The sequence below is a fragment of the Thermococcus paralvinellae genome, from assembly GCF_000517445.1.
GTDB lineage: Archaea > Methanobacteriota_B > Thermococci > Thermococcales > Thermococcaceae > Thermococcus_B > Thermococcus_B paralvinellae.
Genome location: NZ_CP006965.1, coordinates 540,065 through 560,032, shown reverse-complemented (window position 1 = coordinate 560,032; position 19,968 = coordinate 540,065). Strand labels below are relative to the sequence as shown.

General features: G+C 39.2%; 21 protein-coding genes and 1 CRISPR repeat array. Of the genes, 4 read left to right on the top strand and 17 right to left on the bottom strand.

Translation table 11 applies throughout. The features are described from left to right. Positions 1-19 precede the first annotated feature (19 nt). Entirely contained in the window at positions 20-1,153 is a 1,134-nt protein-coding gene (locus TES1_RS03080; RefSeq protein ID WP_042680112.1) for a class I SAM-dependent methyltransferase, read from the bottom strand. 77 nt (positions 1,154-1,230) lie between these two features. On the opposite strand from TES1_RS03080, the gene TES1_RS03075 reads away from it, so the two are divergent. Continuing rightward, positions 1,231-2,874, top strand: a complete 1,644-nt coding sequence (locus TES1_RS03075) for a dolichyl-phosphate-mannose--protein mannosyltransferase (RefSeq protein WP_051408238.1) — start codon at positions 1,231-1,233, stop codon at positions 2,872-2,874. On the opposite strand, the gene rnhB is transcribed toward TES1_RS03075, so the two are convergent. From rnhB to cytX, 7 genes are all read right to left on the bottom strand, one after another. Beyond that, a complete protein-coding gene (gene rnhB / locus TES1_RS03070) occupies positions 2,819-3,496 on the bottom strand; it encodes a ribonuclease HII (protein ID WP_042680107.1) in 678 nt (225 codons plus the stop codon). The two genes, TES1_RS03075 and rnhB, sit on opposite strands and share 56 nt — an antisense overlap. Positions 3,497-3,507: 11 nt before the next feature. Beyond that, positions 3,508-4,329 (bottom strand): metal ABC transporter permease, encoded by an 822-nt coding sequence (locus TES1_RS03065; protein WP_042680105.1) that lies wholly within the window; start codon positions 4,327-4,329, stop codon positions 3,508-3,510. Next, positions 4,326-5,114 carry a metal ABC transporter ATP-binding protein gene (locus TES1_RS03060; RefSeq protein WP_042680103.1) on the bottom strand — a complete coding sequence of 263 codons (789 nt, stop codon included), beginning with the start codon at positions 5,112-5,114 and terminating at the stop codon, positions 4,326-4,328. Before TES1_RS03060 ends, TES1_RS03065 begins: the two co-directional genes overlap by 4 nt. A 78-nt stretch (positions 5,115-5,192) precedes the next feature. Further along, positions 5,193-6,305: a CRISPR direct-repeat array (repeat unit 30 nt; unit sequence ATTTCAATTCTTCTAAAGTCTTATTGAAAC). A 475-nt stretch (positions 6,306-6,780) separates the two neighbouring features. Next, the gene (locus TES1_RS03055; RefSeq protein WP_042680101.1) at positions 6,781-8,139 is read right to left on the bottom strand and encodes a bifunctional hydroxymethylpyrimidine kinase/phosphomethylpyrimidine kinase; all 1,359 of its coding nucleotides are present in this window, start codon (positions 8,137-8,139) and stop codon (positions 6,781-6,783) included. Position 8,140: 1 nt separating this feature from the next. Then, the gene (gene thiE, locus TES1_RS03050) at positions 8,141-8,770 is read right to left on the bottom strand and encodes a thiamine phosphate synthase (RefSeq protein ID WP_042680099.1); all 630 of its coding nucleotides are present in this window, start codon (positions 8,768-8,770) and stop codon (positions 8,141-8,143) included. Beyond that, on the bottom strand, positions 8,760-9,560 hold the full coding sequence (gene thiM, locus TES1_RS03045; RefSeq protein ID WP_042680097.1) for a hydroxyethylthiazole kinase: 801 nt from the start codon (positions 9,558-9,560) through the stop codon (positions 8,760-8,762). Before thiM ends, thiE begins: the two co-directional genes overlap by 11 nt. A gap of 4 nt (positions 9,561-9,564) precedes the next feature. Beyond that, on the bottom strand, positions 9,565-10,845 hold the full coding sequence (cytX, locus tag TES1_RS03040) for a putative hydroxymethylpyrimidine transporter CytX (protein ID WP_042680094.1): 1,281 nt from the start codon (positions 10,843-10,845) through the stop codon (positions 9,565-9,567). A gap of 224 nt (positions 10,846-11,069) precedes the next feature. On the opposite strand from cytX, the gene ftsY reads away from it, so the two are divergent. Further along, positions 11,070-11,972, top strand: a complete 903-nt coding sequence (gene ftsY / locus TES1_RS03035) for a signal recognition particle-docking protein FtsY (protein WP_042680092.1) — start codon at positions 11,070-11,072, stop codon at positions 11,970-11,972. A gap of 106 nt (positions 11,973-12,078) precedes the next feature. On the opposite strand, the gene TES1_RS03030 is transcribed toward ftsY, so the two are convergent. The 4 genes from TES1_RS03030 to TES1_RS03015 all read right to left on the bottom strand — a co-directional run bounded on the left by TES1_RS03030 (position 12,079) and on the right by TES1_RS03015 (position 14,289). Then, on the bottom strand, positions 12,079-12,792 hold the full coding sequence (locus TES1_RS03030; protein ID WP_042680090.1) for a DUF92 domain-containing protein: 714 nt from the start codon (positions 12,790-12,792) through the stop codon (positions 12,079-12,081). A gap of 120 nt (positions 12,793-12,912) precedes the next feature. Beyond that, complete coding sequence (locus tag TES1_RS03025) at positions 12,913-13,362, bottom strand: Lrp/AsnC family transcriptional regulator (protein ID WP_042680088.1); 450 nt, start codon at positions 13,360-13,362, stop codon at positions 12,913-12,915. Positions 13,363-13,592: 230 nt separating this feature from the next. Beyond that, positions 13,593-13,883 (bottom strand): MazG nucleotide pyrophosphohydrolase domain-containing protein, encoded by a 291-nt coding sequence (locus TES1_RS03020; RefSeq protein ID WP_042680086.1) that lies wholly within the window; start codon positions 13,881-13,883, stop codon positions 13,593-13,595. A 28-nt stretch (positions 13,884-13,911) separates the two neighbouring features. After that, a complete protein-coding gene (locus tag TES1_RS03015) occupies positions 13,912-14,289 on the bottom strand; it encodes an ArsR/SmtB family transcription factor (protein WP_042680084.1) in 378 nt (125 codons plus the stop codon). Between the two features lie 173 nt (positions 14,290-14,462). Here TES1_RS03015 and TES1_RS03010 point away from each other — a divergent pair, with 173 nt between their 5' ends. Beyond that, positions 14,463-15,302, top strand: a complete 840-nt coding sequence (locus TES1_RS03010) for an SDH family Clp fold serine proteinase (protein ID WP_042680082.1) — start codon at positions 14,463-14,465, stop codon at positions 15,300-15,302. Here the strand turns inward: TES1_RS03010 and TES1_RS03005 are convergent, their stop codons facing one another. From TES1_RS03005 to TES1_RS02990, 4 genes are all read right to left on the bottom strand, one after another. Then, on the bottom strand, positions 15,303-15,671 hold the full coding sequence (locus TES1_RS03005; protein ID WP_042680081.1) for a Mov34/MPN/PAD-1 family protein: 369 nt from the start codon (positions 15,669-15,671) through the stop codon (positions 15,303-15,305). After that, the gene (locus tag TES1_RS03000; protein WP_042680079.1) at positions 15,655-16,263 is read right to left on the bottom strand and encodes a hypothetical protein; all 609 of its coding nucleotides are present in this window, start codon (positions 16,261-16,263) and stop codon (positions 15,655-15,657) included. Before TES1_RS03000 ends, TES1_RS03005 begins: the two co-directional genes overlap by 17 nt. 50 nt (positions 16,264-16,313) lie before the next feature. Beyond that, on the bottom strand, positions 16,314-16,706 hold the full coding sequence (locus tag TES1_RS02995) for a RidA family protein (protein WP_042680077.1): 393 nt from the start codon (positions 16,704-16,706) through the stop codon (positions 16,314-16,316). A gap of 141 nt (positions 16,707-16,847) precedes the next feature. Next, positions 16,848-17,642: a DUF2666 family protein gene (locus TES1_RS02990; RefSeq protein ID WP_042680075.1), complete on the bottom strand. Its 795-nt coding sequence runs from the start codon at positions 17,640-17,642 to the stop codon at positions 16,848-16,850. Positions 17,643-17,760: 118 nt separating this feature from the next. Here TES1_RS02990 and lonB point away from each other — a divergent pair, with 118 nt between their 5' ends. Continuing rightward, on the top strand, positions 17,761-19,680 hold the full coding sequence (gene lonB, locus TES1_RS02985) for an ATP-dependent protease LonB (RefSeq protein ID WP_042680073.1): 1,920 nt from the start codon (positions 17,761-17,763) through the stop codon (positions 19,678-19,680). On the opposite strand, the gene TES1_RS02980 is transcribed toward lonB, so the two are convergent. After that, positions 19,659-19,937, bottom strand: a complete 279-nt coding sequence (locus TES1_RS02980) for a hypothetical protein (protein WP_042680070.1) — start codon at positions 19,935-19,937, stop codon at positions 19,659-19,661. The two genes, lonB and TES1_RS02980, sit on opposite strands and share 22 nt — an antisense overlap. Positions 19,938-19,968 lie beyond the last annotated feature (31 nt).

Below are 19,968 nucleotides of genomic sequence, written 5' to 3'. Positions count from 1 at the left end.
TTGAAAATTTCATAAAAACTTACTCGAGAGATTCAGCAATTATGGCTTTGTCCTTATATTGGAACACATATGCCCTCTTTTCACCCTTCAAGTTACTCTCAACTTTTCTCCTAAAGCGCCAGTATTCGCTGTCTGGGATTGAAATTCTAAGCGTTGCCCTTCCAAATCCTTCTTTCCTCAAGAATTCATTAATTCTGAGAGGGTGAAACTTAACGATTCCAGCAATAACATAAGCTCTTTTGAAGTACTCGCTTTTGATTTCATCATCACTTGTTGCCAATATCCTTCTTTTCTCTCTCAGCAACATATAGAGGTTTCCTTTAACTGCATGGAATAGCTCATTTATTAAATCAGCATAATCAACGCTCTGGGGAATCTCGTAGAGGTATTTTTTAGGCTCGCTCCACTCAATGATGTTTTCAAGGTTAGGATTGCTTTCAAGCCTAACACCCTTTGGCAAAAGAACTGCAGAACGTTCAGCTTTTGCTAGAGGCTCAAAGTAAAAAGTTAATCTGTTCAGCTGTCCATACAGATCAATATATTCAAATTCACCTCTCCAAGGAACTTTTTCTCGCCTAATTTGGGGAGGCAAGTCAAATATGAATGCATCTGTTTTATGTTTGTAAGCTTCATAAATCTTGAGAGGGCTTGGAAGTAAATCTTCCAGTCTCCTTTCGGGCATTTCTGGTGGACGAGCAGGATCAGAGAATATTACATCTGCATCTACTTGCTTTATAACTTCCTCACTCAAAGAATCTCCATGAATGAATTTTATCTTCTCTTTAACACCATATTTCTCCGCATTTTTCATTGCATAAAACAGCTTCCTCTCATCAATATCAATTGCATAAGCTTCCCTCGCATATTTGGCGAAAAATATAAGCTGTATACCAATCCCACAGGTCACATCGGCTATGCTCTCTGGCTTAACCCTCTCAGCTCTATATTCAGCAACTATCTCATGAGTGGCATACCTCAGACCTTCTAAATCCATCCATAAATCTGTTCTCGAAAATTTATCCTTAGCTCTAATCCTAGCTCTCGCTATCTCAATTATCTCGTCAGCATTCTCTCTTGGAAGCCTCGCCTTAATCTTTCTCTCATCAAACCCTTTCTTTATCATCTCAACTGCAAGTTCAATGTACTCCTCCATTCTCTCACCGCTATCCCCTAGGAAGGGATTCTTTTAAATTTTTGCGAAAAGGTTTAAAGCAAAGAAGAAAAGAAGAGATGGGAGAAGAAATGAAGAGAAGAGAAAAGCTCTACTTTGCACTGCTCGCTCTCATCATTGTTGGAACATTTTACTACACTTATAAACAAGCTTCAAGCGAGGGTTTATACGACTATATCGGTGATGAAGTTTGGTACGTTTCTGCTTCTCGAAATGTCTTACATCGGTTAGGGATTGATGTGCATTACATCAATGAAACTACCAGAAGTGAAGGCGTTAATATAATATTTCTCACTGAACCTGAAGTTAAGGGAGAAGTAAAGGTTTCTTTTTGGAGATTTACAATTCTAAGAACTTATACTGCAGTCGAACCACCAAAAGTCCCAGATTTTGCTTCAAAACTTGGAATAAGGGTTGAGTACATTCCATTCAATTTTTCTCGAGAATATAACGTTGATCTCATGAAGATTAAGGTTTGGCAAATTGCCCAAGAATATAATTATACAAAATACATGCCCTATACTAATTTTCCAGCTGTATACTATGAGATTCCAAAAGAGCATTTCGATGAATTCTTAAAAGATGTAAAGACACTTGAAGGCGTTGATGTAATTCCGGGGTTCTGGTATCCCGATAAGGAGAACATCCAAAACTATCTCAACACTGAGCATCCATTTTTGGCAAAAGATTTCATAATGCTGGGCATGTTAATTCAAGATAAGCCAATATTCTGGCGTCTACCTGGCCTAATTGCTCACGCAATAATTAATCTCCTTGTATTTTTTGCTGCATTGAAAATTACGAGAAGCTACTTGGCAGCGTTCATTGCACTGATATTTTCAGCATTTGACCCTCTCTTGTATGCAACGAGCTTGGCAGCGATGCTTGACATCTATGTCGCCCTATTCACTGCAATTTTTATGTATGTAATGATTGTTGACGATTATCCTTTAAGTGGTATTTCAATTGGCTTAGCTGCTGCAACAAAGCTCAACGGTGCATTTCCTTATCCTATTTTAGTGATAAAAGCCCTAAAAGATAGAATGAACCTTAAGAGATGCCTTCTAATTCTCTTTGTGATCCCTGGAATTGCTTTCTTAATCCCAGAAATTCCAATAATAATGGCAATCGGCTTTCAGAGATGGCTTGAAGAATTTATAGCTAGCTTTTCATGGCATCTGAGCTTTAAAGGGGAGCATCCAGCAAATTCGCCTTTCTGGCAGTGGTTCATAAGCTTAAAGCCGTTTCCATTCCACTATAACCCTGATGTTTTTGCAGCAACTGACCCGATTCTAATGCTCTCAATGATAGTCTTTATATTTGCTATTCCCTATGCCGCTAAGAAGAGGGGAAAAATCTTAATTCCTTTTGGCATCTTTTGGTCAACAATTGCATTCTATGCCCTCCAATGGATTCTTGGGGGAAAAACACAGTTTAGCTTCTATGCAACACCATTAGTACCAGTCGGAGCAGTGACTTTGGGAGTTATGGCATACGAACTGATAAAGTGGGAGTACTTCGAGGAGTCCCTCAAGTTTTATTGGAGCTGGATCTGGAGGGTTATAAGTCCAATTGCCCGATTAATTCAAAAGAGGTTTATTCAAAAAACGACGAAAGCTAAAGCTGAAGGAAAAGAACCTCAAGAACTCACTTCAGAAACTCAAGGAGGTTTAGCTGGCCTTTCTTCTGAGTCCGAGCCTTGAGATTTTCTTCGATTTTCTTTAAAGTTTTCCAGCTTCTCCTAACTATTGGAGGAAATTCTCCGTGTTCTTTGTAATAGTCCTCTAGAAACTTTCTTGTCCTCGGGTCGCTAGGATAACCAGAGCCAATTTCACCATACTGCTCTTTGAGCTTCTCAATTGCCCTATCTCTCGTAACTTTAGCCAAAATTGATGCAGCAGAGACTGGAAGGTATTTGGCATCAGCTTTATGCTCGGCTATTATTTTTGGAGAAAAGTTCAACCTTTTTCCAATTATCTCGCCAAAACGCTCTTCTTTTACATCAGCGGCATCAATGTAAAGAACATCGGGTTTTACTTTCAGAGAATTAAGGGCTTTGATAAAGTTCTCAACCTCAAACTCATTCATTGTTCCCTTTCTTTCATCTATCTGCTCCGGGCTTAGCTCAATAATTACATAATCATCTAAAAGTGCAATTATTTCATTGAACAGCTTTTCCCTTCTCTCTGGTGTTAGCTTCTTTGAATCTTTGACTCCAAGAGCCTCAAGCTTGCTCAAGTTTTTTTCATCAACTACAACTGCCGCTATGACGAGGGGACCTATAACTGGCCCTCTTCCTGCCTCGTCAATTCCTCCAAGTTTCATAGCTCTGCACCTCATTTCTTGAATACTAATGTTCCATAGATTATGCCCAATAAAATGGTTGCTATTCCGCTTGGAGGTATGTTGGTAACATAGGCCAAAAATATTGATAAGATTTCAATACTAAGTGTCAGAAAGAGGCTTATACCCACGATTTTTCTCAAATCATCGCTGAGCATCATTGCAATTGCTCCAGGAAGGACGGCAACAACTTGAAGCGTTATTAAGCCAACTGTTTTGACTATTAAGGCTCCAATTGCCCCCACAATTATGTAGAGAACCATCAGATATGCTCTAACGTTTCCTCCGTAGCTTTCAACTCCTTCTGGATCAAAGCTGACGTAGAGAAAATCTCTGTAAAGGAAGAGCATCATTAGGAAAAGCAGAAAACCACCAAAAATTAGCATTTCCAAATCGCTGATTGTTATCAAAAAGACTTCTCCGGTTAAGTATGCTACTATATTCTCTGAGAGTGCAAAATATGGCCTTGATGCCATGACTTTGTAGAGAATTCCAAAGCCCAGAACTGTTGCCCCTGCAACGAAGCTTGAGACAATTCCAATTGCTGTATCACTTGTAAATCCTCTGTTCTCTATTTCCGCTATTATAATGACAACGATAACTGTCACAACCAGTGCAACCCATATTATAATGTTGATATTCCCAGCTAAAAGTCCCAAAATCATTCCTAAAACTGCTCCAAAGAGAAGAGAGTGGAAAGTTGCATGGGTAAGAAAAGCCAAACCTTTTATGTTGATTAAAGGGCTGAGCATGCCAAGGAGGACGCTTATCATTATGCTTGCAAGAAGAGCTCTCAAAAGGTACTCGGGAATCATCTCCGCTCACCTCTATGGATGTGCACATCTCCGATGATACAGTACAGTCTGTTGCCGATTCTCACAGCTTTTGAGAGCGGACCATAAACTCTGCTTATTACCTCATCTCTCAGCACTTCTTCTGGTGTTCCAAATGCAACAAGCTGCCTGTTCAGAAGCATTATCTTGTCCCCAATTTCAGTTAGGGGATTGATATCGTGAGTTGTAATTATCATTGTAATATCTTTTTCCTTCTTTATTTTTCCCAAGACGTTGGCAACTTCCACTCTTGCGCTTGGATCTAAGACTGAGAGAGGTTCATCTAAAAGGAGGAGCTTTGGGTTTGATATGAGAGCCCTTGCAAGCAGAACCCTCTGCTTTTGCCCACCACTCAGCTCTTTGAATAGTTTGTTTTTTATGTGCCTTAATCCAACGAATTCTAGAGCTTCTTCTGCAGATTTTAAAATTTTCTTTGGGATTTTAAAGTGGACAAAACCTCTCTTGTAAATTCCTCCCATTGCAACAACTTCAAGAGCTGTTAAGGGAACTCTTTCATTCAGATAGTGGCTTTGAGGGACATATGATATAAGGTCTCTAGCTTCCAGAGGATGCTTTCCAAATATTAAGAGTTTGCCTTTATAATCTCTGTGAAATCCAGCCAATGTTCTAAGAAGTGTTGTCTTGCCAGCCCCGTTGGGGCCTAGGAGAAGTAAGGTCTCACCCTCTTCGAGTTTAAATGTTAAGTTTTCCACAGCTGTGTAGCTATCATAATAAATGCTGACACTCTCTGCTTTTACTGCCTCCATGCAATCACCTCAGAATTTAGGCTCGCCTAAAATATTTAATCTTGTGTGTTTTTAAATGTTGGGGGGACAAAAGTGACTATTTCAATTCTTCTAAAGTCTTATTGAAACCCACGTTCCTAAGTGTCTTCAAGCCTTCCTCTATAAAATTTCAATTCTTCTAAAGTCTTATTGAAACGCGGAGGGGTGTAGATGTGAGGCTTAAGAGGTCTGCTGGAATTTCAATTCTTCTAAAGTCTTATTGAAACATTGGATGGGGGAACAGTAGGTCTTGCTGAAGGTGCAAATTTCAATTCTTCTAAAGTCTTATTGAAACGTGGCATTCTCGTTGTTCTTCATCAGCATTGTAGGATTTCAATTCTTCTAAAGTCTTATTGAAACACTCGATAATCTTTGATAAGGAGTCTGATGAGCCGCATTTCAATTCTTCTAAAGTCTTATTGAAACAGTCGTTGATATGCTTGATGCAGATAAGGTCCTCAACATTTCAATTCTTCTAAAGTCTTATTGAAACAAGCTTTGAAGGTTGCTATGGTACAAACTTGATTTTTCATTTCAATTCTTCTAAAGTCTTATTGAAACCACTAAGTCCATAATGTAGATTTCGATTTTGTAACCATTATTTCAATTCTTCTAAAGTCTTATTGAAACTTTTCCTTAAGACCACTGTCATCAAAAGAGATAGCAAGCATTTCAATTCTTCTAAAGTCTTATTGAAACTAATCAAAAAGAAAGAATTCCCGCTCTGGCTCAATAAAGCATTTCAATTCTTCTAAAGTCTTATTGAAACAGCTTTCTCCAACTTCCACACCCTCATAGCCATCAATATTTCAATTCTTCTAAAGTCTTATTGAAACTATGCAAGAATACAAAAGCTAGCAAGGTGCTAGGAAAATTTCAATTCTTCTAAAGTCTTATTGAAACTTGTTAGGAACACCACAAAGAGCCAAACAATTGAGGTCATTTCAATTCTTCTAAAGTCTTATTGAAACACTTAGAGAAGTGGACAACATACAAAACCAAAAAGAAATTTCAATTCTTCTAAAGTCTTATTGAAACTTTGGGTTTTCTTTAGAAATAAGAAGGAAGTCCAGCTAATTTCAATTCTTCTAAAGTCTTATTGAAACTACCCCAGACGGGGAGCCAACAAAAATAGTTCTTCATATTTCAATTCTTCTAAAGTCTTATTGAAACAGGGTGCAATTTTGCCCTATTTCCCCAATAAGACTATAAAAACGCTTGAATTATAAAAGCCTTTTGCCAAAGGGATAATAACTGAGCCAGGATGACTTTCTGATTCAAAGTATCTTGGAGCCTACTTAACGCAACCCAGCTCATTACTAACCCCAATCTCTCAATGCACAATAATGTCTAAGGGAGTTCTAACCTTCAAGCAAACCTTTAATTCCAAAAATCTCACATTAAACATCTCTAAACCAAAAATGACCAATTTCCATGAGGAGTACACACCGAAGAGGCTCTTAGAAATCTCAAATCCAAACATGTACATTTAAGATGTTACAATCTTACATAAAATCTGCAACATAGCGTAATTTTCTAACAAACAATTACTAAAAACTTCCAACAAACTTTCGGGATAATATTTCAGAAAAGAAAACTGTAATGAACCAAATACAACAAAAACAAGAAAAATAACGAGAATCAAAAATTATTCGGTTAGCATCTTAAGCTTTCTCAGCACGTCCTCTGGAGACTCCCCAAATATCAGCACCATTGCTTCCTTTTCCCAATCACCAAGGTGATATATTATGTCTGGTCTTCCACTTAGTCTTTTTATTGCTGTTTCAATGCCCCAAGGAATTGTTGCACCTTCTTTAGCTTTTATCTCCTCTGGTTCTTCTCTTCTATCATAGAATGAAACTTTGAACCCATTTTTTTGAGCTCTATCAATTAAGCCTCTGCTGTATCTCAAATTAAGGGCACTTCTGATCTCTGGGTAAAATTCCATGAACTTTAGAACTGCTCTTGCTAGATGGCTTGATGCCCCGAATTCTATACTGCCAACTGCTTTTACTGTATTTCCAAATCTTACAATACGCCCTTTAACTCCAGCCACATCTTTAGGAGTCCTTGCATAAAGCCTTGGTAATGCATAAACAAAGTTCATGCCAACTTCTGGTACATGGGGTAAAATTCTGTCTCCAATTCTCTCGAGCTCCCTTACAGCTTTTGTTAGGCTTTCATAGACCCGCCATTTCTCCGCTGGAATTTCAATCCAAACATTCTGATTAACTGGGCAGTGTCCTTTCCCAATTCTTGCACCATAAAAGATGCCCATTGTTATGAACTCTTTTGCAACCTTAATTGCTTCCTCTAAGCCTTTCCCTTTTGCTAAGTTTGCAGTTATCGCTGCTGAGAACGAGCAACCAGTTCCATGGGTACAGCCTTCAACAAAAGGAGCCCTGTATTCCCTAAATTTTCCAGCATGATAAAGCACATCAACAGCTTCACTGAGGTTTAGATGTCCCCCTTTCACTATTGCCGCTTTCGCTCCCAGCTCTTCAACAATAATCTTTGCCGCCTTTTTTGCATCCTCGAGAGTTTCAATTTTAATACCGCTCAGCTTTTCAGCTTCTGGCTTATTTGGCGTTACAAGTGTAGCTAGGGGGATTATATATTCGATAAGAGCATCCATTGCATCTTCTCTCAAAAGAGGAGCTCCGCTCTTAGCGATCATCACTGGATCAACTACAAGTGGGAATTCATACTTCTTCACAGTCCTTGCAACAGCTTTTATTATTTCAGCGTTGCTCAGCATTCCTGTCTTAGCAGCATCAACCCCAATGTCATCTGCAACTGCTTCAATCTGCTTTGCCACAACCTCTGGAGATACATCATAAATCGCTCTAACCTCTTGAGTGTTTTGAGCTGTGACTGAGATTATTGCCACCAAGCCATGAACTCCAAAGGCTGAAAAAGTTTTTAAATCCGCCTCAATGCCAGCGCCTCCCCCACTATCGCTCCCTGCTATCGTTAGAGCTGTTTTTACATACTTTCTAGCATCCACACTACTCACCTCCTAGATATTCATCAATTATCTTTCTCATTTCTTCAGTTGCCTTTTTCACATCTGGAGCTCCTACTATAGCAGAAATAACTGCTATTCCATCAACACCAATCTCCAGCACTTTTCTAACATTTTCGTGGTTTATTCCCCCTATCGCGACAACTGGGATTTTTACTGACTCAACTACTTTTCTTAATCCTTCCAAACCCAAAACTCTAACATCTTTCTTTGTTTTTGTTGGAAAGACTGAGCCAGCACCGAGATAGTCAGCACCGTCTCTTTCTGCCTTCAGAGCTTCCTCCAAACTGTAAACTGAGGCTCCGATAATTAAGTTTGGAGCAAGTTCTCTAGCTATAGCGGCTGGCATGTCATCTGGACCGAGCTGAACACCATCTGCATTAACCGCTAGAGCCACATCGAGCCTGTCATCAACAAAAAACAAGGCGTCATATTCTTTTGTTATCTTTCTGAGCTCTTTTCCGATTCTGATCATCTTTCCAGTTGGTGCATTTTTAATCCTCATCTGTATTGCAGTTGCTCCCCCTTCCAGTGCAGCATTCACAGTTTCTATCTCATCTCTAAGCCTTCTATCAGTAATAACATAAAGCCTGAGCCTTTTTCTAAGGTTCAACTTTTCTCACCCTTTCCATTTTATTTATCAGCTCCCCATTAATTCTATAGAGCCAGTCATAGAGCTTTACATGGAAGCTCCCCGGATATTTGGCTTCCTCATAGGCCTTCTCAGCCGCGATTCCAAAAACTACCAGTGCGGATACAGCAGCCCTTAGAGGTTCTTCAACAGCTGCAAAAGCACCAGTTATTGCAGTGACCATACATCCTGTCCCCGTAACTCTTCCCAGCATCTCATGGCCGTTATATATAGCATAAACTTCTCTACCATCGCTCACGTAATCAACAGGTCCAGTAACAGCTACAACAGTGTTGAATTCCTTTGCTGCAATGAAAGCCAGCTCTTTAGCTTTGTCTTTTTCATATGTTGTTGAATCAACACCCCTTGTTTTTCCATGCTCACCAAGCAAAGCTGCTATTTCATCAAAATTGCCGCGAAGGATCGTTATATCTCCTATCTCAAGGAGTTTTAGAGCTGTTTCGGTTCTCAGCTTAGTAGCCCCAGCCCCAACTGGGTCGAGAATTATGGGCTTTTTCATCTCGCTGGCAATTTTAACAGCTTTTTCCATTGAGGCAATCCAGTGCTCATCGGGGGTTCCAATATTAACCACGAGGGAGTCTGCTATCCTCAGCATGTCTTCAAGTTCATCCCTTGCATGTGCCATTACAGGCGAAGCTCCAATTGCGAGGAGGGCATTGGCAGTTGTGTTCATCACTACAAAGTTTGTAATGTTCTGAACGAGCGGTTTTCTTTTTCTAACTTTTTCCAAAGCTTTAGATATCCACTCCATATTATCACCTCTCCACTAGGTAATAGAGAACGCTCACCAAAATGAAGGTTGGAATGCTTGAGCCGAGCTTAAAGCCAACATCACTCAAAACTGGAATGTAGATGTTAAACAGCCCTTCAACTGCAAGCAGCATGTAGAACACAAATCCAACTGCCCAAATTGCTAGGGCTTTCACATTGTACCCAGCGAATTTCCCTTTTTCATCCAAGAGCTCCTCAGCGTTGTATTTTTTCTTGATGATGAAATAGTCAGTTATCATTATTGCAGTTAGAGACACAAATGCTCCTCCAATTAGCAGGAGAAAGCTCTCATACTGATCAACTGGAAATACCAAAGCCAGCAAAGTCCCCAATGTTCCCACGAGTAGAATTTGCTTTTTTGCATCTGCTCTTGGTGAGATATTCTTGTAGGTTATTGCTGCTGAATAAACATCGAGGAAAGTTGTGGTCACAGTAGAGAATACTATTATCAGCATTGCGGGGATTACGACTCCATATGCTACTATTATTCCAATTGGGTCGCTCTCTCCTATTGCCATATTTGTCAGCGCTCCAACAAAGTAAAACAACGATGACGAGATAAAGTAACCTATGTAGGTTCCCCAGAATGCCGAACTTTTGTCCCTAGCGAATCTTGAATAATCCGCTATAAGGGGTGCCCATGAAAGAGGCATTGCAATAACTAAGTCAAGAGCCAACATCTTTCCCATTTCCCCCGTCCCGGGTTTTGAGAGTAGTTCACTAAGCGGGAACTGCTTTAGCGTTACATAAGTTAGCCAGATACTCAGCACAAGGAGTAAAGCTGCTGCCGCTTTTTCCAGCTTATCCCAGTTCTTTGGTCCAATGTAAGTCCATGCAGTTACCAGGAGACCGAGAAGAACCACCCAAAGAGCATAATTTTCAAAACCAAAGTGCTTCGAGACAGTGTTCATTGCATTTGCACCGACGATCAGCATTATTGCTGTCCATCCTATGAGCTGGAGGTAGTTTAGAATTGAGGGCAAAATTGAGCCCTTTATTCCCAGAGCAGCTCTTGAAAGCACCATCGTTGGAACTCCGGTTTCTTCGCCTTCAATTGCTATAAGCCCCATAACTGCATTGCCAATTAGATGTCCAATTATTATCACTGCTATCGCTGTGAGAAAAGACAAAGCTGGAGTCAGCAAAGCTCCAGCCCAGAATTCTGCAATGCTTATCCCAGCGCCAAACCAAATCGCAAAGAGCGTTAGGAGTGTGAAGGTTCTTCTATCTTTTGAAACTGGCTTTATATCATAGCCCGCCTCCATGTTTTTCACCATTAGTTTTTTGCCTTAGATCTTTATAACACTTTTGTGAAATTTTATAACTAAGTTATACAAAGGCTTAAAAACGCTTGTAGTGAATACTCAACTGCTGGATGACGAGCGGTTTCGGAGCTGAGAAGTGATGATACCAGCTATCGCCGACAGCCGATTAACTTAATCCATAGCCCTTATAAACCCCCCACCTAATTCAATTCTGGTGGTGAAATATGTTTGGAAAGCTCAAAGAAAAGTTAAGCTCATTCGTCAACAAAGTTGCTCAAACCGAGATAAAGGAGAAGGATGTTGAAGAGGCTCTATGGGATTTGGAGCTGGAGCTTTTGGAGGCAGATGTTGCTTTAGAGGTCGTTGAAGAGCTAAAGGAAAAAATCAAACAGCAGTTGGTTGGGCAGAAAGTCAAGATCGGAACTGATAAGAAAAAGATCGTTGAAGATGCTGTAAGGAACGCTGTTCTTGAAGTTCTTACACCCGAGAGGAAAATCAACCTTCTTGAAATGATAAAATCAAAGAAAGAAAAACCTTTTGTCATAGTATTTGTTGGGTTTAATGGCTCTGGAAAGACAACAACGATAGCTAAGCTCGCTCATTGGCTCAAGAAACATGGCTTAAGTGTAGTGATAGCGGCAAGCGATACATTTAGAGCTGGGGCAATTGAGCAGGTGGAGGAGCATGCAAGGAGAGTTGGCGTTAAGGTAATCAAGCATCGCTATGGCGCTGATCCAGCGGCTGTGGCTTACGATGCAATCCAGCACGCAAAAGCGAGAGGCATTGATGTTGTTTTGATTGATACAGCTGGAAGAAACGAGCTGAACAGAAACCTTATGGATGAAATGAAAAAGATTGTTAGGGTTACAAAGCCTGACTTGGTAATCTTCGTTGGCGATGCTTTGGCAGGAAATGCCATAATTGAGCAGGCAAGGCAATTCAATGAGGCAGTGAAGATTGATGGGGTAATTCTTACAAAGCTCGATGCTGATGCAAGAGGGGGAGCAGCATTAAGTATAAGCCATGCAATTGGAGCGCCAATACTCTTTGTAGGCATTGGACAGGGCTATAATGACCTAAGAGAGTTCGATGAAAATTGGATGATTGAGAAGATCTTTGGGAGCTAACTTCAATCAACTTGAAAGATAAAAGTTCATAGACAAAGAAATAGAATCAGCCCCTAAGGTCATCATCATCTTTCAGCAATCCGCCTTTTCATCACATTTTTAATTTTCACACAAGAGCTAAAAATATTATTGCCCCAGCTATTCCCCCAGTAAGGGTCGCAATGAAATTCGTACCGTTGTTATCAACGATACCTTTGTTTTCCAAAGTTGCTCCAACAATGCTATCAATATTGCACCCAATGAAGCCTCCTAACAGAGTGGCTAAAAATATCTGCCATCTATATTGAGTTACAACCATAGCAATAACTCCAATGCTCATGGCTCCAACTAATGCAAAAATTTCTCCTTGAATTGAAATTGCCCCATTAGCGCCTGGTTTTGTAGGTTTTAAGTTCGTGATCATCTTAGGTTTCTTCCCCAGGATTTTTCCCATTTCACTTGCTAAAGTATCAGCATTTGCTGTTGCTATTGAAGCAAAAACTGCAGCCCATATGAAGTCCTGTCTAGTGATGTATTCTATAATTACAAAGATAACAGCAGCTAAGCCGTTGCCAAGGACATTTCCCCAACTTCTAATTCCTTTTTTCTCTTGAGCAATTCCAGCCTTAAGTTTCTCAGAGTATTTATACTTCGTGGACAGGACTCCCATCACTACAAAAGCCAGCAGTGCTAGAAATGGGTATACCCCTCCAAATTGTAATATAAGGATCCCAAGGATAACTGCCGCAATACTACCTTTCTTGTCCAATGCACGGCATATATAAGCTAGACCTCCAAACACAAAGACTATAGCTATTTGGACTACTGAAATTATTGTCATTCTCGCCACCTTGTATTTTATGTGTTATTTAACTTGCTGAATGATTTAACTGGAGATAATTGGACTGCTTTATTATGTTTTCCCTTCGTTTATTGACGAAAAAGAGTATAGGAAAGTAAGCTAGAGAATTTCAAACTTGACGATCTCTGTAATAAATGTTATATCCATCTTGTCAATCCCTTCTATTTTCCTGGAAATCTCGTGAATTCTCTTCTCTATATCTCTCATATCTTTTGGAGCAACCAAATGAATTACAAGATTATGTGAACCAATAGCCCTTTCAATAATTTTAATATCAGTATCATCCTTCAGTTTTTCGATAATCTCATCTACAGGGGTGCCAGGTTTAAGGGTAATTCCCAAAATTACGTATACATATCCAAGTCTTTCGAAATCTGGGATTATAGTGTATTTTTTAATGACTCCCATCTTTTCAAGTTTTTCTAATCTTCTAGAAATTCTCTGTCTTGTTGTTCTCAATTGTTCTGCCAGCTCTTTGTATGTAAGCCTTGAGTTTTTTGCTAGGAGATTAATAAGCTGTATGTCAACCTTATCTATTTTAGCTCTCATCAGTAACACCTCAGTACCTATACTTTCCTTCATTTATAAAAATGTTTCGAATCTTATCCAATATACTAAATCTCATCCAGAGTACTATGAAACAAGTTGTTACATTTAACTATCATTACTTTAGGAATCTTAATCTCAAATAGTACCTTAAAGTTACATGGAAATATAAGTAGTAATATTATAATTCATTATGTGATGTAAATAGTACAACTTTTAGTAGTCACAAATTGTCATTGCCATCTAAGTTTGTCTCTGCTCCGATACTTCGCTATAGAGCTCAAAAGAGCCCGTTCAACATCAATTCCATAATAGTTCGCGATACAAAAGAGTGCAAACATTAAATCCCCAAATTCCTCCTCTAATTTTTCTATACTTCCTTCACCTTTAACCTTTTCAAATTTAAGCATTTCATCAGAGAGTTCTCCCAATTCCTCAATGACAGCAGCTAGCATCTCAAATGGTCTCCAGTACCCTCCGAATTCATTAATCAGTTTATCCACTTCTTTTTGCAATTTGTTCATCGAAGTTCACCAAAAAGATATAATAAAATTAACTAAACTCCTCCTCCAAAAGTTTAATATACTTTTTGAGTTCCTCAAGGTTTGTTCTATAAAATCTTAGTTTCCCTTCTCTTCTCTCATGCACCAGGTTCATATCCTTAAGAGAACGGAGGTGATGGCTTATCAGAGTTTGATCTTCTTCAAGTGCTTGGGAGATCAAACAGACACACATCCACCTGTTTTTCACCATTTTTAGGATTTTGTATCTAATTGGATTGGAGATGAGCTTTAAAAATCTTAGAAGGTCTTCATTAATTTCAATGCCAACTTCTTCGTCTAAGTCAATTATCTCACAACTTTGAAGACATCTTTTTACAGTCTTTCTCTGCTTTTCATTTAATTTCTCAATAAGTTCCCTTATCTTCACACGGCCTCACCTAACTTTAATTAGGAAGGCAATACTTATAAAATTTCATGTGAAATTCTTTTTTAACTAAATATTTAGTAACCAAAATTTTTAAAAACAATTTGTTAATATATCCAGTAGTAGTGAAAAGCTAAAATATCAAAAGACATTAAAATTATTTGGAGGTGAATAATTTGGATCCTCTAAGTGGATTTTTGGGCTCGCTAATATGGTGGTTGTTTTTCCTATATTTGCTACTATGGCCTCAAATGCAATACAGACAGCTCCAGCTGATGAGAGCAAGGCTTCTTCAAAGATTATCTAGGAAAAGGAATTCCACCGTAATAACAATGATCCACAGACAAGAAAGCATTGGTCTTTTTGGAATACCCTTCTATAAGTTCATCAGCATTGAGGACAGTGAGGAAATCTTAAGGGCTATAAGGATGGCTCCAAAAGATAAACCAATTGACTTAATTATTCACACCCCCGGAGGATTAGTTTTAGCTGCAACACAAATAGCGAAAGCACTGAAAGATCACCCAGCAGAAACCAGGGTCATTGTTCCTCACTATGCAATGAGTGGTGGAACACTGATAGCTCTAGCGGCAGATAAGATAATCATGGATCCACATGCTGTTCTTGGCCCTGTTGATCCACAGCTTGGTCAATACCCAGCTCCAAGCATAGTTAGAGCTGTCCAGAAGAAAGGGCCAGAAAAAGTTGATGACCAAACCCTAATTTTAGCTGATGTTGCAGAAAAAGCAATCAATCAAGTCAGAAACTTTGTTTTTGAATTGCTTAAGGACAAGTATGGAGAAGAAAAAGCTAAAGAACTTGCTCAAATTCTTACAGAGGGCAGATGGACTCACGACTATCCAATAACTGTTGAAGAGGCTAAAAAGCTTGGGTTACATGTAAGTACTGATGTCCCAGAAGAAGTCTATGAACTGATGCAGCTCTATCCACAGCCAATGAAGCAAAGGGGAACTGTCGAATTCATGCCATATCCAGTTAAACAAGAGAATAAGTGATTAATTCACAATCTCTATTTCTACTTCTTTTCCATCACTTGTGTACGCTTTTACGTTCCATTTTTCAAAGGGATAAGCAATTATTATGTGAACTCCACCAAATTTTGAAAAGAAATGCAAATCTGCCTCTGAAGGCTTCACATAGGGAGTGGGATGTGAATGCACAGTTCCTTTAATGTTCTCATCGTGTGGCAAAAGCCATGGATCAAAGAATATTGAACGTTTTCCAAAATGTCCTTTTGGTATAATTAAAACTTCTTCAAACACACCGTTTATCTCCCTTAAAAAGCCTCCAAATTCATTTGGATAAAAATCCTTTGCAAGCTGGAGGAGGTATTCAAAAAGCTCTCTTCTAATTTTTACTTTCATTTCTCTCCCTCAACATATCAAGTGGAGTATACAACGTAATTCCCTCTTTTCCCCTAACTAAATCACAAGCTTTATCAACTTCCTTTATAATTCCTTTCCAAAGCTCTTCATTTTGCATTTTAAAACTCTCAAAGACAGATTTTAGCTCTTCTTTTTTTCTAACTATCTCTGGATTTTCTTTAAGCTCCAAAGCGTCTTGTCCCTTAAGCTCCTTTTTTAGTATATATGTGCCTAAAAATGCTGCAGGGAACCTCGATACTGGAAATGATAAAAACAACGCTGATCTCAAAGGAACTTTTTTATATGCCTCCATACTATTCATACCTTCTACAATCACTCCATATTTTTTAGGAATTGATTTCATCCTAGTTAGGAGAACTTTCTTACCCAGTAGTCCTTTTTTAAGCTCTAATTGAATGTATCCATCTTTTACAAGCTCGGCTAACGTTGCTCCAACTATGGAATAAGCAACATCATAGGCGTCATATCTTCTCTGCCACTCAAAATATTTCACTCCCCGCCTAATAGAATCTGTTTCCCTTGCAAAATCCTCGAGAAACAGTAACACTAACACACCCGGGCTCAGCTCCATTTTAACCACAAAAAGAAGTTAATCAAAGGGAAGATATAAGAGTTTCTACTTTACTCAAATGCAGCAATTGCTTCAATTTCTATTTTTACGCCTTTGGGAAGGTCTGATACTTCAATAACTGCTCTTGCCGGCTTTGAATGCCCAAAATATTCCTCATAAACTTTGTTGAAATCCTCAAAATCCTTCATGTCTCTCAGATACACTGTAACTTTAATTACATCATCAACCGTTGCTCCCGCTGCCTCGAGTATTGCTATGAGATTTTCAATTGCTTGCCTTGCTTGCTCTCTTATGTCCCCTTTTACAATCTCACCAGTCTCTGGATTAATTGGTATCTGACCAGAGATCACCAAGAGCTTATCCGGATTCTCCACAAGGATAGCTTGGCTATAGGGCCCTATTGGTTTTGGAGCGTTTTCAGTGAATATTACATTTCTCTTCATTCTTTCTCACCTCCCATAATTATAATAACATCTAGGTACTAAAAATTTTATGGTAATAAAGAAAAGAGAGGAATCAGCGAAGCGAAGAATCTTCATCGCTTTCGCTCAGGTGTCCTCGGCCTCATCATTCCTCTGTTAGTTTTAGCCTTTCTTTTCCAGGTATTTTTCAAGAGGTTTTGCAGGAATGTCTATGCTTAGTCCAATCTTTTCGAGCATCTTTCTCAAAGCGTAAATTTTTGCATGCTCAATGAATTCATCGGAAGCATATTTGTATGCTGGAAAGTGAAGATATTTATCAACTACTGTTTTTATCTCAACATCACTTTTTGCCTTTTTGATTTCAGCAAACCAGTCATCAATGCCCTTTAAATCTATTTTAGCGTATACAGGCAGTTTCGCAGTTATAGTTTCGTTTATGCTGGCTAAAAGCCTTGCAACATCAGCTGGAGGAGTTTTTTCATCAATTATCAATCTTTTCACAACTATCCAGCTTCCATGTTTAGCCGTGAAGTTTATGTGGTCCTCCCTATATGGTAGAGCTACCTTAGGTTCTTTTATGGGATCTTCTGGATAATATATGTTGATTTTCCTTGAAAGCGTCTCTCTAACTAACAATGCTTTTGAAACTTCTACTAAATGCTTTTTGAGCTTTTTATCAGTTTCAAATACCAACTTTCCTAGATTTCTTGAGGCTCTAGGTGATTTTAGTGCTTTTATCACTTCCCATAAAGCTCCTTTAGCCATTTCCTCAGCTAAGTTCATTACTGCAGCCACATCCATTACATCAGTTAAATATTCTGAAATCTTTGTATTCACAGTATTTGAGACACTTGCCAAAAAATGGGCAATGTTCTCCTCCCCCATAATGAGTAGTTTATCTCCAACTTCCCAGTTCTTATGCTTGGCTGTAAACATTATGTGATCCTCAATCTTCATTTTTCCCACCTCTATTTTCTTTGCAACAATCTCTATTTTAGCTTTTCTTACACATAAAAAAAGTTTATAAGATTATCACAACCTAACCATTCATGAGAGCGAGAAAGGGGTCTTGAGAATGAGTGAGGAGAGCAAAAAAGAAGTCAAAATTCAAACTTCTCAAAATTATGGAGAGAAACTAGATTTAGGGATTGAGTTTCAGACTACTGAAGAAATTGAAGTTCCTGATAAACTTATTGACCAAGTCATTGGTCAAGAGCATGCAGTGGAAGTTATAAAGACCGCAGCAAAACAAAAAAGACATGTACTTTTAATAGGTGAGCCAGGAACTGGAAAGTCAATGCTCGGTCAGGCAATGGCTGAACTTTTGCCGACAGAGGAATTAGAGGACATTCTGGTATTCCCAAATCCCGAAGATGAAAATATGCCAAGAATTAGAACAGTTCCGGCATGTCAAGGTAAGAGAATAGTCGAGAAGTATAGAGAAAAAGCAAAAAACCAAGAGAGCATTAAGTCGTATCTCCTTCTATTTGTGCTGTTTGTAGTTATGATAGCAGTCTTAATGGACCCCAGTCCTCAAACGCTTTTAATGGGTCTCTTTGTAGTGATAATTTCAATAATGGCAATTTCCAATCTCAGGCTCAAGAATCAGGTCCTTGTTCCAAAACTCCTAGTTGATAACTGTGGAAAGAAAAAAGCTCCATTCGTTGATGCTACCGGAGCTCACGCTGGTGCATTGCTTGGAGACGTCAGACACGACCCCTTCCAGAGCGGTGGATTAGGAACACCTGCTCATGAGAGAGTGGAGCCAGGAATGATACACCGCGCTCATAAGGGTGTTTTATTCATTGACGAAATTGCCACACTTAGCTTGAAGATGCAGCAAAGCCTTTTAACAGCGATGCAAGAGAAGAAGTTCCCAATAACTGGCCAAAGTGAGCTTTCAAGCGGTGCAATGGTTAGAACTGAGCCAGTGCCATGTGATTTTGTATTAGTTGCTGCAGGAAACCTTGACACAGTTGATAAAATGCATCCGGCATTAAGGTCAAGAATCAGAGGTTATGGTTATGAGATATACATGAGAACAACAATGCCTGACACTTTAGAAAACAGAAAGAAACTAGTCCAATTCGTTGCCCAAGAAGTGAAAAAGGATGGGAAGATTCCACACTTTACCAGAGATGCTGTTGAGGAGATAGTTAGAGAAGCCCAAAAGAGAGCTGGAAGAAAAGGACATTTGACATTGAGGCTTAGAGATCTGGGTGGTGTAGTCAGGGCTGCTGGGGATATTGCAATCAGAGAAGGAGCAAAATATGTAACAAGGGAACACGTACTTAAAGCCCTCCAGCTTGCGAAACCTCTGGAAAAACAACTTGCCGATTGGTATATTGAGAGGAAAAAGGAGTACCAAGTCATCAAAGTTGAAGGTGGCGAGATTGGTAGGGTAAATGGTTTAGCTGTAATTGGAGAACAAAGTGGTATTGTGCTGCCAATTGAAGCCGTTGTTGCCCCCGCAGCAAGCAGAGAGGAGGGCAAAATAATAGTTACTGGCAAGCTCGGTGAAATTGCAAAGGAAGCTGTTCAAAACGTCTCCGCTATTATCAAGCGCTACAAAGGGGAAGACATTAGCAACTACGACATTCACGTCCAGTTCCTACAAACCTATGAAGGTGTTGAAGGAGACTCTGCAAGTATAAGTGTTGCAACAGCAGTCATATCAGCTCTGGAGGAAGTTCCAGTTAAGCAAAGTGTGGCAATGACTGGCTCTTTAAGTGTTAGAGGTGAAGTGTTACCCGTTGGGGGTGTAACTCCAAAGATTGAGGCAGCAATTGAGGCAGGGATAAAGCAGGTTATAATTCCAAAGGCCAATGAGAAGGATGTCTTCCTAAGTCCAGATAAAGCTGAAAAGATAAAGATAATACCAGTTGAAACAATTGATCAAGTGCTTGAAGTAGCTCTTGAAGACTCAGAAAAGAAAGAGAAACTTATTAAAAGAATTAAAGAAGCACTCCCACTTTATCCTTCAGCACAGTCGTAAATAATCTTGGCAATCTCTTGTCCTTTTTTCGTATCTGTCAGTTCTTTGATTATCACTTTTCCTCCAGGATAAATACTTGTTTCAAATCCGTTCATGACAGCTATTAGGAGAATGTTTGGAATAAGCTTCTTTATTTCAATCCCTTTCTCTTTAAGACATCTCGAAACTTTAGCTAAGTCTAGTTTTATCTCCCTCTCCCAAGAATAAAGCTGAACCACGATTCCTTTCATGGTTACACAAGGTTTCGCGATTATCATTACCATCACCAACAGATGCTCTAATTAAAAG